Origin of the sequence: Acinetobacter sp. YH12117, assembly GCF_013418865.1 — a bacterium.
In the GTDB taxonomy this organism is placed as follows: domain Bacteria; phylum Pseudomonadota; class Gammaproteobacteria; order Pseudomonadales; family Moraxellaceae; genus Acinetobacter; species Acinetobacter indicus.
This window is the reverse complement of record NZ_VPBF01000012.1, coordinates 56,144-73,144: the sequence shown is the minus strand read 5'-3', so window position 1 is coordinate 73,144 and position 17,001 is coordinate 56,144. Positions and strand designations below refer to the sequence as shown.

18 protein-coding genes and 1 pseudogene are annotated in these 17,001 nt (G+C 43.8%); 11 read left to right on the top strand and 8 right to left on the bottom strand.

Features of this window, described 5'->3' with window-relative positions:
- Both FTU55_RS06465 and FTU55_RS06460 read right to left on the bottom strand, forming a co-directional pair.
- Positions 1–100: pseudogene (locus FTU55_RS06465) on the bottom strand (IS982 family transposase); the annotation flags it as partial.
- A gap of 148 nt (positions 101–248) precedes the next feature.
- Positions 249–593 carry a co-chaperone YbbN gene (locus tag FTU55_RS06460; RefSeq protein ID WP_180046540.1) on the bottom strand — a complete coding sequence of 115 codons (345 nt, stop codon included), beginning with the start codon at positions 591–593 and terminating at the stop codon, positions 249–251.
- A 130-nt stretch (positions 594–723) separates the two neighbouring features.
- On the opposite strand from FTU55_RS06460, the gene FTU55_RS06455 reads away from it, so the two are divergent.
- The 4 genes from FTU55_RS06455 to FTU55_RS06440 all read left to right on the top strand — a co-directional run bounded on the left by FTU55_RS06455 (position 724) and on the right by FTU55_RS06440 (position 3,824).
- Positions 724–1,716: an NAD(P)H-quinone oxidoreductase gene (locus FTU55_RS06455; RefSeq protein WP_180046539.1), complete on the top strand. Its 993-nt coding sequence runs from the start codon at positions 724–726 to the stop codon at positions 1,714–1,716.
- A gap of 224 nt (positions 1,717–1,940) precedes the next feature.
- Positions 1,941–2,111 carry a hypothetical protein gene (locus FTU55_RS06450; protein ID WP_005179332.1) on the top strand — a complete coding sequence of 57 codons (171 nt, stop codon included), beginning with the start codon at positions 1,941–1,943 and terminating at the stop codon, positions 2,109–2,111.
- Positions 2,112–2,279: 168 nt separating this feature from the next.
- Positions 2,280–3,176: a YafY family protein gene (locus tag FTU55_RS06445; protein WP_163145582.1), complete on the top strand. Its 897-nt coding sequence runs from the start codon at positions 2,280–2,282 to the stop codon at positions 3,174–3,176.
- Positions 3,177–3,317: 141 nt separating this feature from the next.
- Positions 3,318–3,824: a hypothetical protein gene (locus FTU55_RS06440; RefSeq protein WP_180046537.1), complete on the top strand. Its 507-nt coding sequence runs from the start codon at positions 3,318–3,320 to the stop codon at positions 3,822–3,824.
- Positions 3,825–3,898: 74 nt separating this feature from the next.
- Here FTU55_RS06440 and FTU55_RS06435 read toward each other — a convergent pair whose 3' ends face one another.
- Both FTU55_RS06435 and FTU55_RS06430 read right to left on the bottom strand, forming a co-directional pair.
- Complete coding sequence (locus FTU55_RS06435; RefSeq protein ID WP_180046535.1) at positions 3,899–5,215, bottom strand: hemolysin family protein; 1,317 nt, start codon at positions 5,213–5,215, stop codon at positions 3,899–3,901.
- A gap of 131 nt (positions 5,216–5,346) precedes the next feature.
- Positions 5,347–6,336, bottom strand: coding sequence for a LysR family transcriptional regulator (locus tag FTU55_RS06430; protein ID WP_075167072.1), 990 nt, complete (start codon positions 6,334–6,336; stop codon positions 5,347–5,349).
- A gap of 637 nt (positions 6,337–6,973) precedes the next feature.
- On the opposite strand from FTU55_RS06430, the gene FTU55_RS06425 reads away from it, so the two are divergent.
- Positions 6,974–8,575 (top strand): isocitrate lyase, encoded by a 1,602-nt coding sequence (locus FTU55_RS06425; protein ID WP_005179327.1) that lies wholly within the window; start codon positions 6,974–6,976, stop codon positions 8,573–8,575.
- 143 nt (positions 8,576–8,718) lie between these two features.
- Here the strand turns inward: FTU55_RS06425 and FTU55_RS06420 are convergent, their stop codons facing one another.
- Together FTU55_RS06420 and FTU55_RS06415 are read right to left on the bottom strand one after the other, a co-directional pair.
- Positions 8,719–9,483 (bottom strand): copper resistance protein NlpE N-terminal domain-containing protein, encoded by a 765-nt coding sequence (locus FTU55_RS06420; RefSeq protein ID WP_180046533.1) that lies wholly within the window; start codon positions 9,481–9,483, stop codon positions 8,719–8,721.
- A gap of 178 nt (positions 9,484–9,661) precedes the next feature.
- A complete protein-coding gene (locus FTU55_RS06415; protein WP_168384308.1) occupies positions 9,662–10,126 on the bottom strand; it encodes a copper resistance protein NlpE in 465 nt (154 codons plus the stop codon).
- Positions 10,127–10,390: 264 nt separating this feature from the next.
- On the opposite strand from FTU55_RS06415, the gene FTU55_RS06410 reads away from it, so the two are divergent.
- Positions 10,391–10,984, top strand: a complete 594-nt coding sequence (locus tag FTU55_RS06410) for a 1-acyl-sn-glycerol-3-phosphate acyltransferase (protein ID WP_127800579.1) — start codon at positions 10,391–10,393, stop codon at positions 10,982–10,984.
- A 164-nt stretch (positions 10,985–11,148) separates the two neighbouring features.
- On the opposite strand, the gene FTU55_RS06405 is transcribed toward FTU55_RS06410, so the two are convergent.
- Positions 11,149–11,481, bottom strand: coding sequence for a hypothetical protein (locus FTU55_RS06405; RefSeq protein WP_127800581.1), 333 nt, complete (start codon positions 11,479–11,481; stop codon positions 11,149–11,151).
- Positions 11,482–11,605: 124 nt separating this feature from the next.
- On the bottom strand, positions 11,606–12,367 hold the full coding sequence (locus tag FTU55_RS06400; protein WP_016659275.1) for a 3-oxoacyl-ACP reductase: 762 nt from the start codon (positions 12,365–12,367) through the stop codon (positions 11,606–11,608).
- A gap of 143 nt (positions 12,368–12,510) precedes the next feature.
- Here FTU55_RS06400 and FTU55_RS06395 point away from each other — a divergent pair, with 143 nt between their 5' ends.
- The 5 genes from FTU55_RS06395 (at position 12,511) to FTU55_RS06375 (ending at position 16,894) form a co-directional block, all read left to right on the top strand.
- Complete coding sequence (locus FTU55_RS06395) at positions 12,511–13,386, top strand: urease accessory protein UreD (RefSeq protein WP_168407401.1); 876 nt, start codon at positions 12,511–12,513, stop codon at positions 13,384–13,386.
- Between the two features lie 155 nt (positions 13,387–13,541).
- Positions 13,542–13,844 carry an urease subunit gamma gene (gene ureA / locus FTU55_RS06390; RefSeq protein ID WP_005179314.1) on the top strand — a complete coding sequence of 101 codons (303 nt, stop codon included), beginning with the start codon at positions 13,542–13,544 and terminating at the stop codon, positions 13,842–13,844.
- A gap of 9 nt (positions 13,845–13,853) precedes the next feature.
- Positions 13,854–14,162 carry an urease subunit beta gene (locus tag FTU55_RS06385; RefSeq protein WP_127800928.1) on the top strand — a complete coding sequence of 103 codons (309 nt, stop codon included), beginning with the start codon at positions 13,854–13,856 and terminating at the stop codon, positions 14,160–14,162.
- A 12-nt stretch (positions 14,163–14,174) separates the two neighbouring features.
- Complete coding sequence (gene ureC, locus FTU55_RS06380) at positions 14,175–15,875, top strand: urease subunit alpha (RefSeq protein ID WP_168384311.1); 1,701 nt, start codon at positions 14,175–14,177, stop codon at positions 15,873–15,875.
- Positions 15,876–16,066: 191 nt separating this feature from the next.
- Positions 16,067–16,894, top strand: a complete 828-nt coding sequence (locus FTU55_RS06375) for a DUF2971 domain-containing protein (protein ID WP_168370108.1) — start codon at positions 16,067–16,069, stop codon at positions 16,892–16,894.
- Positions 16,895–17,001: the final 107 nt, after the last annotated feature.

Sequence of the window (17,001 nt, the reverse complement as noted above, 5' to 3'; positions counted from 1 at the left end):
TTAAGGAACCACAGTTTTGTTTGAGAAACTCCCAATAAGTTGATTCAAATTTAAGAAAAAAATCATCAATTACGCAGAATAATTCGGTACTATTGAACATCAGGACTAGAGTTGTGAGTTTGGTGTGATAACTCAACTGATGGCTCTAGTCCTCTTATTTTTCAAGTCAATTTCTTATCCGCGATTCAGGTTATTTTAGATAGCGAGCTAAAGGAAATATTTTGTTGGATTTAGTTTTATATGGATAATCATTCATAAGAATCATTGAGGATTAAGGCCAGAATAGATTTCATCTCTGTCAGACTTTTGACGCCAGCAATTCTGTGGATGATCTGTCCCTGCTTGAAAATCAGGGTCGAAGGTAATCCATAAACATGATAACGCAGGGTGAGAATGGGGGATTGATCGACATTGATCGTGCCAAATTTAATCTCTGGCTGATGGTGGGCATAATAGCCGGCCAGTTCGGCAAACACCGGAAAATTCTGTACGCAGGGTGCACACCAGTCTGCATAAAAGCGGATCACGGCAAAGCCATCAAACCATTCAAATTCACTGTAATTATTTTCGTTATAGTCGATGACTTGGGTCATGGCTCACCTGAGTTATCAATCTGCGAAATATACATCTCATTATACATAAGTCCGGCTTGGCTTCATTCCGTCATTTATCTATGTTCAAATAGAGCACAGAAAACTTGCACTGAACAATTAAGGAAAATCCATGTCACAAGCGACGATGCAGCAGGTCATTATTACAGAACCAGGCGGCCCGGAAAAACTGGCCTATGAAAGTGTGGTTATTCCGACACCGGCAGCCAATGATGTGCTGGTTAAGGTTCATGCCTTTGGTTTAAACCGCCCGGATATCTTGCAGCGCCAAGGCCTTTATCCAATGCCGAAAGGGGTGACGCCTGTGCCGGGGCTGGAAGTGGCAGGTGAAGTGGTAGCGGTAGGCGAAGAGGTCAGTAAATTTAAAGTCGGCGATAAAGTTTGTGGCCTGACCAATGGCGGTGGCTATGCAGAATACTGCGTGGTTCCGGAAAGCCAGACCCTGACCATTCCTGAAGGCTTGAGTTTTGTACAAGCTGCGGCTATTCCAGAAACCTTCTTTACCGTATGGGCCAATGTGTTCCAGATGGGACAAGCCAAGGCTGGCGAAACAGTACTGGTACATGGAGGCAGCAGCGGTATTGGTACCACAGCGCTAATGTTATGCAATGCGCTGGGCATGAAAACCTTTGCCACTGTGGGTTCAGATGAAAAAGTTGCAGCTATTTCACACCTGACCACCGCCATTAACTACAAGACGCAAGATTTTGAGCAGGTGATTAATGAACAGACCGACAACGGCGGCGTCGATGTTATTTTAGATATCGTTGGTGCACCTTATCTGGAACGTAACCTGAACCTGTTACGCCGTGATGGTCGTCTGGTTTATATCGCGTTCTTGGGCGGTGCCAAAGCCAAAGATGTGAAACTTGGCCCGATTATGATGAAGCGCCTGACCATTACCGGTTCAACCATGCGTGCGCGTAACACCGCAGAAAAAGCCGAAATTGCCCAAGGCTTGCAAGACACAGTGTGGCCATTATTGAGCAAAGGTGAATGTCTGCCGATGATTTTTAAAACCTTTAAATTTGATCAGATCCAGGAAGCGCATGCGGCCATGGATACCGGTGATCATATTGGCAAGGTTGTGGTAGAAATTATTTAATTCTGCACCTAAAAAAGACCGGCTATTGCCGGTCTTTTTTATGCTCATCTCAAGTTAGTACATTGATGTTTATTACTTAAACTGTACAAGCTTTACTAAAAATTAAAATATATGTGATGTATTTGACACAACCTGTCGAAACTGTGTTGTACATTAGCCCACATCCGAAACAGACATCATAAAAATAAACTGGATATTTCAATGAAGAGACAGAGGGCAGAATCATGAGAATTTCATCTACAGCATATACCACCACCCAGAATATACGTGCTTTAAGGCGCATTCATCGGGCTATTATCCGTCAAAAAATAGGTCTGGCAGATATCCACCGGGTGTATAGTGCCATGCTGCATTTAGAGCGTTATGTGGATCGCCTGGATCAGAATAAGCCTTAAGTCTAAGCTGAATGCAGCCTTGTGATACGTATTTTGATTTACTTTTAACGTAAATGTATTTAAAGTTTTGGTCTAATTATTTATATGATTTTTATTTAATAAATTTTAATTTACGGTTGTTTAATTGATAGAAAAAACAGTGCCTTAAAACAGCACCATGAGGGTATCATGAAGTGTGTTACTTCAACACATGAACGACTGGCTGAACGGCTGGTCAGTATTTTAACCAAACTCAATGTAGGGCATCAGCTGAGTATTCCGGAACTGGCCCAGGAATTTAAAGTCAGCACCCGCACCATTGAACGTGACTTTGATCGGCTGAATGCCTATCTACCTTTATTGCAGGACAAAAGCAGCAAAAAATACTATCTTGATGCTTCCTATTTGGGACGGTTTAAACTTCAGGATATCCAGAACTTTGCCCAGTTGTCGGGCATTAGCGATCTTTATCCCTCGCTGGATATTTCGTTCCTACGTGAGCTGATGGATCATCGTGCCAATCTGGTGTTTTCCGCCAAAGGTTATGATTATGAAGACAGTAGCCAATATGCCGAACATTTTAAAACCCTGACCCAAGCCATTCAGCAGCGTCAGTACATTGGCTTTGTCTATAAAAACAAGTCCCGTCGGGTGCAGCCTTATCGCCTGATTCATCATCATGGTAACTGGTATCTGGCTGCGGTGCATTCGGATACCTTAAAAGTGTATCGCCTGAGCCTGATTGAGCAGATTGAACTCAGCTATGAACTGGACCCGTTTGAGCATGATCCGGCTATTCTGCAACAGCTGGAAGATGAAGAAGGTATCTGGTTTGGTCATGAACAGCAGGAAGTACATTTATCGGTTGCGGCAGATGCCGCGCTGTATTTTAAACAGCGCCGGCTGTTTCCAAAGCAGCAGATCCTGGAAGAAAAGCCGTGTGGCAGCCTGCTGATTTCCTGCCAGATTCGCCATCATATTCAGCTTTATCCGCTGGTGCGCTACTGGATTCCCTATGTCAAAATTGTAGCGCCGCTGCATTTACAAACCGAGCTGGAGCAGAGCCTTAGCCATTATCTGCATTAATTCGTGTTGTGGGTGTACATTTGAGTTTTGATGACCATTAAAATTGGCCCCCTTATTCCTGTCATAATTGCTACGGAATCTGTCGAGCTTTAAGCGAAATTATGCGAAAATAGCGTTTTACTTTTTGCCCAAGGCTATTTCATGATTGACCAGTCTCCTGAATCTTTAAGCGATATTGAAATTATAGACATCCTTCAGAGTATGAAGAATGATGTGCTCAATAGCGAAGCCAAAGAGATTATCCGCAAAGGCGGAAAAGTGGGACGTCAGGAAGCGCATAAACAGGCCTTGGTGGCATTGCATCAATCTTTTGAGGAAAAATTTGTTGAAGCGGTGACGCTGGTATTGAGCTTGAATGAAGCACAAGCCAAAAAAATCCGCTATAAAAAAGACCGGATTCGTATTTTAAAAGCCCGTCAGATTGATTATCTGGCCATTGATGGCGCAGAAACCGCCCAGGTGCTGGCACAAATTGCACAAGCCATTGTCCGTGAAGATGCGATTGTGACTCATGACCTGCACAATATTTTCCCGTTCTGGAAAGAAGGCTGGCCAATGGTGCAGTTCGACAGCGCCTATAAAATTCTGGAAGATGATATTGCCATTCACTATCAGGCGGTGCTGGATGAATTGCTGCGTCAGTTTTAAGTGAATTGCTGCATGAAAAAAACCTTCTAGAGTCTAGAAGGTTTTTTTATCGCTCTTGATTAGAGAAAGATAGATTATTCCTGTTCCGGCGGTTGGTTATTTTCCAGTAAACGTGTCACCAACAGCTGGTCAATTTTAAAATGATCGACATCGACCACTTCAAATTTATAACCGCCATATAACACGGTATCGGCTGGACGCGGAATCTTGCGCAGTTGATACATCATAAAACCGGCTAAGGTTTCATAGTTTTCTTCATCGGGCATCTCTTCAATTTCAAGCGCATGTTTCATGTCTTCAATTGGAGTACTGCCATCAATCAGCCATGAATTATTATCACGTTTAATAATCTGCTGTTCTTCTTCAATAGGGGTTACCCAGTCACCCATTACGGTAATCATGATGTCAGACAGGGTAATCACACCCACGACAAGTGCATATTCGTTAATGACCACTGCAAACTTTTCTTTGCTCGAACGGAAGCGGTCCAGAAGTTCAGATAACGTCAGGGTGTCGGGAATCATCAACACATTACGAATTGTGGATTCATTTAGCTGATTGATTTTCTGGTTGTTGAGAATACGGACCAGAATGTCTTTGGCATCGACATAGCCAATTACCTGGTCGATATTTTCATTGCAGACCAGAAATTTGGAATAAGGATATTGCGCCAGTTTTTGACGAATACTGTCTTCAGCTTCAGTCAGGGTAAAGAACACCACATTTTCACGTGTGGTCATACTGGAAGGGACATTACGTTCTTCAAGTTCAAACACGTTTTCAATAAAGTGGTGTTCCTGTTTTTGCAACACCCCTGCCTGAGCGCCCGCATCCATTACCGCAGAAATATCCGCAAAGGTAATATTATCATCTCGGATGGTATTCACTTTAAATAAGCGGAACAACAGGTTCGCAATGGCATTGATGAACCAGGCCAGTGGTTTACAGATTTTGATAAATACCTGAATTGGATTAATCACCGAGACAGAAATTTTTTCTGGAGCGATCATGGCCAGACGTTTCGGCATCAAGTCCGCAAACAGAATAAATAATGAAGTAACTGCAGTGAAGGACAGGCTGAACGCAATCGTTTCAGTCCAGGGACCTTGATAAAATCTGGAAAGTAAATTGATGATATAAGGGCGGAAGGCGCCTTCACCTAAAATACCGCCTAAAATGGCAACGGCGTTTAAGCCGATTTGGGAAGCTGCAAAAAAGTCAGCAGAGTTTTCTTGTAAATCTAAAACTTTTTGAGCGCGAATATCTCCCGATTCAGCCAAAATTTTCAATTTGACCTTACGGGCACCTGCAAGCGCGATTTCTGTTAATGATAAAAAACCGGCCCCCGCGATGAGTAATAAGATAATCACGATGTTTTGAAAGAGGCTCACGAATCCACCTGTGGATTAATATGATCTAGCTAAAAATATTTTTAACACAAAAAAAGACTTGAGGTACAAATAAAGCAACTCAAGTCTCTAGAGTATAAGCTTTAAAAAGAGAGATTTATGAGCGTTTTTTGTCAAAATTGAGAAAATTGTGAGTTATTCATTAAAAACTCACGGTTTTCTTCTTCAATCATTTGACGGGCCACATACAGAATCAGCTGACGTAACCAGCGATGCGCCGGATGATGATGCAGTAACGGACACCAGGCCATCTTCAATTCAAATTCCGGAATATAAAACGGCGGGTCTTTAATCAGCAGATTCTGGCTTTTGGCCTGTAAACGAGCAATTCGGGTCGGTAAGGTAGCCACCAGATCCACATTGGATGCCAATAAGGCCGGCATCTGATAATGACGGGTAAAGACTGAAATCTTGCGTTTTTGACCAATTCGCTCCAGCGCCTGATCAATCCAGCCTAATCCGGCCTGTTTTTCCGGATTGACACCAAAGCCGACGCCCATGCCAGTTTTAGAAACCCAGATATGCTGTGCATCTAAATAGCTTTTTAGGTTCAGGTTGCTGGCCGCCGGGTGTTTCTGATTGAGTAGACAGGAAAAACTGTCACGCCAGACCAGTACCTGGTGGAAACTTTGCGGAATTTCATTAAAGCGGTTGATGGCTAGGTCTACCTTGCCTTGTTCCATGTCACGATAGGACACATCACTTGGGGTCAGAAAGTCGAGCACCACATTCGGCGCTTCAGAACGCAAGGCTTTAACCAGACGCGGCACTAGGGTAGCTTCAGCATAATCTGAAGTCATAATCCGGAATACGCGATTGGAGGTATACGGGCGGAACTCGGTACGGGGTTCCAGAATCATGGATAAATCGGACAGGGCATCCCGAATACGCGGTTGTAATTCCAGTGCGCGTTCAGTCGGAGTCATCCCTTCAGATGAGCGGATGAGCAGGGGATCATTAAATAAATTTCGTAAACGACGTAAAATGTTACTCATCGCAGGCTGGGTTACCCCAAGTTGTTCTGCAGCACGCGTGACATTTTTTTCACGTAGAAGTACGTCAAGATAAATGAGGAGATTAAGATCGACCCGCTCCAGATTCATAAAAAAAATACCGAAAATAAACCCAAGAAATTATTTGGATTATGCCATAAGCCTGAAGGCTTGGGTAGAACAATTACCGAAAAAGCCTGTTCCCTGATCGGATCAATTCCTGCATATTTACCGAGTTTTTCGCCCCAATTCGCGCGGGGTTTAAGCGGCTTAAATCAGCGCGTGTCGGGTTGATCCAAACCTCATCGCATCCACCTGCAGAAATGGTTGAGTTGAGCGACTCAACACAAGCATGGTCTTATTCTATTCACTGTCGGGTTAGGTCTACCCCTCTAAAAATAAGCCGGATATTGCCTTGATTTTGTACGGAAAAAGCCGTACCCGACTTAAGTATAATGAATATAAAAAAAGCAAATGGTGCGTTTTTTAATCGGTTGTTTGAATTGTAAAATAAAATTTATTTAATAAAAATCAAATATTTATTTTGTAATATAAATTTTCGGATACGACTTTGATCTACATATTTTTTAAATAAATAGTGAAGATTCTTTGAGGATATTGGATTAATTTTCTAACTCACTCTAATCTGTACTCAACACGACGAAGTGCTCTAAATCTGAACACATCTAGAGGTATGATTTTAGTCATTTCGTTGGAGAAAATCCTAAAATTAATACAGGAAAATATCATGACTACATACCAAACAGCGATTGATGCAATCCGCGAATTGAAAGCGAAATTCGGTAACACTTGGGCAGACATCAGTCCTGAAGATGCTGCGCGTATGCAGATGCAAAACCGTTTCAAAACTGGTTTAGACATTGCTAAATATACAGCTGCGATTATGCGTCGTGATATGGCTGAATACGATGCAGACAGCAGCAAGTATACTCAATCATTAGGTTGCTGGCACGGTTTTGTTGCGCAACAAAAAATGATTGCGAACAAAAAATACTTCGGTACAACCTCTAAGCGTTATATCTACCTGTCTGGCTGGATGGTTGCTGCACTTCGTTCAGAATTCGGTCCACTTCCTGACCAATCTATGCACGAGAAAACTTCTGTTCCTGCATTGATCGAAGAAATCTACACTTTCTTACGTCAAGCTGACGCGAAAGAATTAAACGATTTGTTCCGTGCACTGAAAAAAGCGCAAGACGCGGGTGACACTGCTAAAGCAGCTGAAATCACTGCTCAAATCGACAACTTTGAAACTCACGTTGTGCCAATTATTGCCGACATCGACGCTGGTTTCGGTAACGAAGAAGCAACTTACTTACTTGCGAAGAAAATGATCGAAGCGGGTGCTTGTGCACTGCAAATCGAAAACCAGGTTTCTGATGCGAAACAATGTGGTCACCAAGCGGGTAAAGTAACTGTTCCACACGAAGACTTCATCGCGAAAATCCACGCGCTTCGCTATGCATTCTTAGAAATGGGTCTTGACGACGGTATCATCGTTGCACGTACTGACTCTGAAGGCGCTGACTTGACTCAAAAAATCCCAGTGGTTAAAGAGCCAGGCGACATCGCTTCTCAATACATCAGCTACTTAGACACTCAAGAAATTGACATCTCTGAAGCGAAAGAAGACGAAATCCTGATCAAGCGTGATGGTAAATTACACCGTCCTAAGCGTTTAGCATCTGGCCTGTACCAGTTCCGTGAAGGCACTCAAATTGACCGCGTTGTACTTGACTGTGTAACCAGCTTACAAAACGGTGCTGACCTGCTTTGGATCGAAACTGCAACGCCTAACGTTGAAGAAATCGCTCACATGGTGAACCGTGTACGTGAAGTTGTGCCAAATGCGAAGCTTGTTTATAACAACTCTCCATCGTTCAACTGGACTTTAAACTTCCGTCAACAAGCGTACGACCGTTGGGTTGCTGAAGGTAAAGATGTATCTGCATACGACCGTGCTAAGTTAATGAGTGCTGAGTACGACAACACTGAATTAGCTGCTGAAGCTGACGAAAAAGTACGTACATTCCAAGCAGATGCTTCTCGTGAAGCGGGTGTATTCCATCACTTAATCACACTTCCGACTTACCACACAGCTGCTCTGTCTACTCACGAGCTTGCTCAAGGTTACTTCGGTTCTGAAGGTATGTTGGCTTATGTTGCTGGCGTACAACGTAAAGAAATCCGTGGCGGTATCGCTTGTGTGAAACACCAAGCAATGGCGGGTTCTGATATCGGTGATGACCACAAAGAAATCTTCGCTGGTGACAACGCGCTTAAAGCGGGTGACGATGCGAAAAACACAATGAACCAGTTCAACGGCTAATCGTTAGACGGTTTACAAAAAACCCTGCATCTGCAGGGTTTTTTTATGCTTGAATAAAAAGAATAAATAAGAAAGAAAAAAGAAGATCAGTACAGCAAGATAAAAAGAAACGGCAGAATAGAAAATGAAAGAAAAAAGAAAAGCTATTTCACCTTAATATAGTCCGCCACCGCATTGTCCGGATAATTAAAGCTGATTTTATTGTAGCGGGTTTGCTGGGCCGGAATAGGTTCTAAAAAGCTTTCATCAACCAGCGCGTTATATTCCTGATAGTTTTGATCGACCAGAATAATATCACTGACTTTCAGTTTTAGCGGCTGATCTGACTGGTTATGAATACGCATATAGTAGTCATGCGCTTTAACCGTATCGGTAATATCGCGAAAGCTTAAGCTATCAATATGTTCGGCCTGAATATCGGCATGTTTCAGCGCATTGCTGACTTCAATGGTCGCAACACGTTCCAGTTTTAGCGCTGGCTGTTTGGATGAGGCATCTACAAGTTCCAACCCGTTCGCTGTAGGCTGTAACTGTTGAATCTGCGGATCAGTACTGATTAATTGGGCAATCTGTTCATTGGTATAGCTGACCTGACCTTCTGTATTCTGGCTACGCTGACGGCGAGCATAGATACGGGTATCTTGCAGGCTGTAGCTCTGATCCGGATGAATCTTTAACTCAAGAATACGCTGCTGGCAATCATCACAGTCAAGGATGGCCTTGTAGTGACCGGTCAGCAGCTCCGGCTGTGGTGCCGGCGTTTCAGCAGCAGGCATCAAGCTGTCTTGCGGTTGGGTTTCAGTTTGGGCCTGGGCATTGCTCATGGTACTGCTTTTTTCAGCTTGCCCACCGCAACCACTTAAACACAAAGACAAGGTGCTAATTGCAAGAAGAGGACGAGATAACATGGCAACAGATCAATCTTTGGATAAGGTATTAAACATAAACTTTTCGGGCATATTCGCCTAGAGCAGAGGGCTAAATTGAGCCGCTGTTTTGTAGCAAATTTTATCGCGGGCAAAAAACCGTTTTGAAACAAGAAAAGTCACCAAAGCGGTGACTTTTAGCAGTGCTAGATCTTGTGCTTTATTGCAGATCTTTTTGCAGACGATAATTCTGGCTGGCACCAATATTGTCGCCATTATTGACATCACGCGCTTCAATAAAGTTTTCACCGACAAAGAATTTACGGTTATTGGCAGCCTGATCCAGAATAATAACGGCAGGATCATTCGGGTCAAATTCAAACGTACCGGTAATTTTGGACTCCTGACCATTGGCACGGCCCAGGAATTCTTCACTCAGCTCATAGGTTTTATCCATTTTTAGCTCAAGCTCGGTTTCAATGCCCTGGCAGTCGCTACACGGCAAGACCCCTTTATATTCTCCCGGCCAGTCCAGTGCGGTGGCGGCTGTATCATTGGCGCTCATGTCAGTGGCTGCGGCAGGCGAGGTGGTTTCTGCATCGCGGGCGGTTTCAGGGGTTTTATTGTTATCACAGGCGGCCAGTAACAGCGCCGTGAAGGCAAGGCTCAGAATTTTTATTTTCACCGATCAATCTCCTGACAGGACAGATAGGGTCAGCATAGCCTGATTGTAAAAATTGCCCTGTTGGGTTTCTGTGAGTATTTATTTTCAGTTCTTCGCATCCGGTTTATCCACGAAAAAAATGAAAGATTGGCAGGAATGGCGATTGACGGTTTGGCTAATTTTATACATTTATATATTAATTGCTTAAATATTCAGCAATTTGCTCTTTTTTAAATCTGTTGAGTTGTTAAACTTCGCGCAATTTTTATTGTGTGGATTGTGCTTGTGTTTGAGAAGTTGGCAGAACAGAGCTTGGGGTTGATGGGCTGGGAAATTGACAATCACTGGCCGCTGGATTTGGACCAGTGTGTAATGATTGCCGCGCCGCATACCAGTAACTGGGATGCACTATATGCGCGTTTGGCGCTTAAAGCCTTGGGTGTGAATGTTCGCCTGACCATTAAAGACAGTTATATGAAATTCCCGTTCGGGCCCTTTGTCCGTGCGATGGGAGGAATTGGCATTGACCGTCGTCCGAAGGCAGCCGGTGAGCAGCGTCCAAGCATGGTGCAGCTGATGAGCGATTTGTTCAAGCAGCATCCCAAGCTGGTGATGCTGGTTACGCCAGAAGGTACACGCGCCAAACAGGAACAGTGGAAAACCGGTTTTTATCATGTGGCGGTAACGGCTGGCGTGCCGATTGCACTGGCCTATATGGACTACGCCCAGAAAAAATGTGGGGTAGGTAAAATTGTCTATCCATCGGGAGATATGGAAAAAGACATGGCAGAAATCATGGCGTTTTATGCCAGCATTGCCGCCAAATTCCCGGAACAGTTTAGTGTCGATACTCGTTACTATGCAGAACCGGCTGAATAGTCACTCATTGTTAAAAAAACAGAAGACAGGGCATCGACCCTGTCTTTTTATTTATATGCTTTCAATATCGAAATTAGCAGTACATCAAGATGCGAGAGGTTGAAGCTTCTCTCTGATTGATCGGCTGTTTTGTGTGATCAAACTTCTAAATATCTGATTTTGATTTAAGGCTGTTCTGCTTTGGGAAAAATTCCGCCCAATGATTGGCAGGCAGCAGTATAAAGATGATATTGCTGCTGCACAATTTCATCCACCGCCAGGCTGGATTGCTGTTCACCTTCCCGATATTGCTCGACATAACGACTGGCTTTTTGCCGGGCGGCAACCAGTGCATGTTCGTGATAGCTGTTAATAGCACTATGGGTCATCAGCGTTGTTTCAATATTGTGGCATTCAAATTGCGCCAGCAATTGTTCAGCGCGTTTTAATTCTTGGGAGTTACCGAACATACAGGCGCTCAGCAGGGTACAGCAGGCCAAAGCAAACAGGGGTTTCATGTTAGCAAAATAGTGAAGAGAGGATGGACCATAGTCTAGCGAATTCAGCCCACCTCTAGCATGACAAACCGGTTTAACTGCTTAAAAATTAGTTTATTGTGATAAAAGTCACACAAAACTGCAGTTAACCTTTGACCAGACCGCCATCAACAATCAGGTTTTGCCCGGTGACTGCACGCGAATACGGTGACAGGAACATCATAATAGCTGCGGCAAATTCTTCTGGGGTGGTAACGCGGCGTAGTGGCGTCGAGGCAGCAATTAAATCAAATACCGCATCTGGCGTGGCTTTGCTGGCATCGGTGGTTTGGAGCAGACCGCCAGACAACATATTCACGTTAATACCATATTGGCCCAGATCATGCGCTGCAGTACGGGTAAAGGCCAACAGTGCGGCTTTGGCGGTGGTGTAGTCATGATAAGGCACCACCGGATTCTGCACGAGGTTGGTACCAATATTCACAATACGGCCAAATCCGGCAGTTTTCATATCCTCAAGCGCTGCTTGGGTGGTATTGAGGGCAGCCACAACTGCACCATCAAACTGTTGCTGCATGATGGCCGGCGTCAGGTCTTCAACTTTGGGACGGGCATCACCATTAAACTCAAAGTTGATTAAGGCATTGTTGATGACACTATGAATGGCCTGACCAAAACGCGCCTTGGCTGCGGCAAAGAGAGCCTGCACCTGGGCTTTGTCAGTGACATCGGCCTGATAGGCAAAGACCTGCTCTGGATACTGTTGCACCAGCTGCTCGGCAGCAGCGGCACTGTTTAAATAATTTACCACTACACGCGCCCCTTCCGCCAATAAGGTTCGGGTAATGGCCAGGCCTAAACCGCGTGCGCCGCCAGTCACTAAAACAATTTGATCACGAATTTGCATATTGCTCACATCCTCATTCCCTATGCAGATGCACCATAGCAAGAAATGGCAGCCAGCCAAAGCGAAATCTGCGCCGATAGAAATTGGTGCAGTTATTGCTTAATGCCAGGGCATAGACTTAACAAAGATACGAATTGAGCAAAATGAATCAGCTGGTGGCAACAGAAGTGAAGCCTGCGGTGCAATATTGGTTTGCACAGCTCGAACTTGGCTTTAAAGGCGCAGAAAATCGCACCGTATTGGAGCATCGTAAACATCATGGTCCTGTTCGGGTGCAAAAAATGCTGTGGCCAGAAAAAACCGGAGTGTGCCACGCCATTATTGTGCATCCACCGGCAGGCATTGCCGGGGGTGATCATTTAACCTTTCAGATGTCGGCAGAGCAGGCCGCACATGCCTTGGTGACCACGCCGGGTGCAGGAAAATGGTACAAGACCAATCAAAAACAGGCTTTCCAACATATTGATATTACAGTTAAAGATGCCTCTATTTTTGAATGGCTACCACAAGAAACCATGCTCTTTAATGGTGCACATGCCAATTCTGAAACCAGAGTTATTTTGGAGGATGCCGCCAGTTTTATTGGTTGGGATATGTTGGTACTGGGCCGTCAGGCGCGCCATGAAACATTTATCGAGGGCAGTTATCAAAATCGATTTCAGCTGTACCGGAACAATAAATTACTGGTCACTGACCGTTTGAGTTTTAGTGGCAATGACCGCTGGCTCAGCTCCTGTTTGGGAGTGAACGGTCATGCAGTCATGGCTAGCTTCTGGGCAGTGCCGCCAGAAAAATTCCGCTCAAAATTCTATTTAGATCAGCAGATTGATCAAATCCGTGAGCTGATTATGCGCATGGATATTAAGGTGACGTTAACCCTGCTGGATGATGTGGTGACAGCACGTTATCTGGGTGATGACGTACGCCAGTGTCATGATGCCTTTGCTGCGATACGTGCCAAGCTGCGCCGTGACTGGTTTGATTTAGATGAAGAGTTTCCGAGGATTTGGCGGACATAAAGACCATTCTCCCTCCCTATGGGAGGGAGTTAGAGGGAGGGCTAATACATTGGGTTTATTACCTCTCCCTAACCCTCTCCTGAAAGGAGAGGGAATTTAATTTTTTGAGCACACATTTTGCATTACATCCTTTAGAACAAATTTAGGAACGAGATATGGAACTCAATCCCACTGAAAAAGACAAAATGCTGATTTTTACTGCGGGCTTGGTGGCCGAACGTCGTAAAGCACGTGGGCTAAAACTGAACTATCCCGAGGCGATTGCTTATATTTCTGCCGCGTTGTTAGAAGGCGCGCGTGATGGTATGAGCGTGAGTGAGCTGATGCATTACGGTACCACGTTATTAAAACGTGAAGATGTGATGGAAGGTATACCGGAAATGATTGCCGAAGTTCAGGTTGAAGCGACTTTTCCAGATGGCTCAAAACTCGTCACTGTGCATCAACCGATTGTCTAGGAGTCAAACATGATACCTGGAGAAGTGATTACCCCTGATTTAGATATTGAAATGAATGTGGGGCGTCAGACCTTAAAAATGACCGTGGCAAATGCCGGTGACCGTCCGATTCAGGTCGGTTCACATTTTCATTTTTATGAGGCCAATGATGCCTTGCAGTTTGACCGTGAAGCGGCACGAGGTTTTCGTTTAAATATTGCCGCAGGCACAGCGGTACGTTTTGAGCCGGGTCAAAGCCGGGATATTGAACTGGTGGCTTTAGCCGGTAAACGCGAAGTCTATGGCTTTGCCGGTCGTGTCATGGGTCCATTGGATTAAGGAAAAATTAAAATGAAAATGTCACGCCGTGCCTATGCGGAAATGTTTGGTCCAACGGTAGGCGATCGGGTTCGTTTGGCCGATACCGAACTGTTTATTGAAGTGGAACAAGACCTCACCACTTATGGTGAAGAAGTTAAATTTGGTGGTGGTAAAGTCATTCGTGATGGAATGGGGCAGTCACAACTTTTGGCTGATGACGTTGCCGATACCGTCATTACCAATGCTTTAATTGTAGATTGGTGGGGCATTGTTAAAGCTGATGTCGGTTTAAAGAACGGCCGTATCTGGAAAATTGGTAAAGCCGGCAACCCTGATATTCAGCCGGATATTACCATTCCACTTGGTGCTGCTACTGAAGTGATTGCAGGTGAAGGACAAATTTTAACAGCAGGTGGTGTGGATACCCATATTCATTGGATTTGCCCACAACAAGTGGAAACTGCACTCATGTCAGGCGTCACCACCATGATTGGTGGCGGTACAGGTCCTGCAGCAGGCACATCGGCAACGACGGTGACTCCGGGTCCTTGGCATATTTCCACCATGCTGCAAGCCATTGACGATTTACCCATGAATATTGGTTTATTGGGTAAAGGTAACCTCAGTCAGCCTGAACCGATTGCCGAGCAAATTCGTGCAGGTGTAGTGGGTTTAAAACTGCATGAAGATTGGGGCTCGACACCTGCAGCGATTGATAACTGTTTGACTGTGGCAGATGAATTTGACGTGCAAGTCGCAATTCATACCGACACTTTAAATGAAAGTGGTTTCTTGGAAGAAACGTTGGCGGCATTTAAAAACCGTACCATTCACACTTATCATACCGAAGGTGCCGGTGGTGGACATGCGCCTGATATTTTAAGAGCCATTGGTCAGCCAAATGTGTTGCCATCGTCGACCAATCCAACCCGTCCTTATACCATCAACACCATTGATGAACATCTGGATATGTTGATGGTCTGTCACCATTTAGATCCTGCAATTTCGGAAGATGTGGCGTTTGCGGAAAGTCGTATTCGCCGTGAAACCATTGCTGCGGAAGATATTTTGCAAGACTTAGGCGCAATTGCCATGATGTCATCGGATTCGCAAGCGATGGGGCGTGTTGGAGAAGTGGTGATACGCACATGGCAAACCGCACATAAAATGAAAGTGCAGCGTGGACCTTTAGAGGGTGACAATGCCACGCATGACAATCATCGTGTGAAGCGTTATATCGCCAAATATACGATTAACCCTGCGATTACCCATGGTTTAAGTCATGAAATTGGCTCGGTGGAAGTCGGTAAACTGGCCGATTTAGTGTTGTGGAAGCCCGCATTTTTTGGTGTAAAACCATCGATGATTATTAAAGGCGGGATGATTGCGGCAGCGCCAATGGGCGATATTAATGCGTCAATTCCAACACCGCAGCCAGTGCATTATCGTCCGATGTTTGGTGCCAATGCCCGTGGTGTGCATAACACCTGTATTACGTTTTTGTCGCAAGTGGCGATTGATGCGAGTGTGCATGAAAAGCTAGGGCTGAAAAAGTTGATTAGCCCATGTAAAGGCACACGGGATATTCAGAAGAAAGATATGAAGCTGAATACTTACTGCCCTGTGATGGAAGTTGATCCTGAAATTTATGAGGTTCGGGCGGATGGGAAATTACTGACGTGTGAACCTGCGGAAGTGTTGCCGATGGCACAGCGGTATTTTTTATTTTAATTGACCTCTCCCTGACCCTCTCCTAAAAGGAGAGGGAAAGAAGTTATTAATTTAATTGCTGCTATGTTCTTTCTCCCTTTGGGATGAGGAATATAATTCCGCAAGAGGATGAGGGTGCTAACTCTTGAATTAACTGTATAAAAGGTATACAAGCGAATTTATCTAGGACTTAAAAAGAAGAGAGAGTTAATTTGCTGAATATTTCTGAATATCCTTTTGTATATCAAGATGAAGACTATATTTATTTATATAAACACCAGCCTATAACAGATAGTCGATTAGAGCTTTTAACGAAAGGAACAATCAGCTTTACTAAGCCCGATAAATTTAATGACCCTTTTGATTGTGTTTACGCAGTTGATGAAAGTTACCATTATTCTGTAGAGGAAATTCAAAAGAAATTTTTAGAGCTTTTCAAACAAAAAATTTCGAATGAAGAAGCGATGCATTATGAAAAAGAAAGTATAGAGAAAGAAAATCAAGCAATTAATGATCTAACATATTTTGCGGATATTAATAGTTTAATGGGGATATGTTGTTTGAATCATAATCCGTTAAATATTCTAATGTGGTCTCATTATGCAGACTTTCATAAAGGTTTTTTAACAGAATTTAAGTTTAGAAAAACCGATTTACTTAACCCGAGTTTGAACTATTTAAATTTTTTCCCGATTCCTGTTAGCTATATGGATGAAATGCTAGTAATTGATCGAGAAACTAGGTTAGATCCAAATGGTAAAATAATTGAAATTTATACATCTAAAGCAGCTGAGTGGAGTTATGAAAAAGAATTTAGAGTCATCAGACCAAATACAAGTGAATCTATTCAGAAGCTCCCATACGATGACTTAATTTGTAGTGTTATCGGAGGTTTAAAAATCTCGGTAGCCGATGAAAAAAAATTGGAAATGATATGTGAAGCAGAAAATATTCCTTATTATAGAGTTCAAAGAATCTCAAATACTTATAAATTGACAGTTCCCAATCATCATCAGCTTGATGTTGAAAAGAAAAATTAAATGCACCAAGAAAACTCATAATTGGCATAAAAACTGCTTACTTTTGATGCGTAAATTTACAGATATTTTGCTTTGAAATTGAAAAACATAAATCAAAGCAAAACATC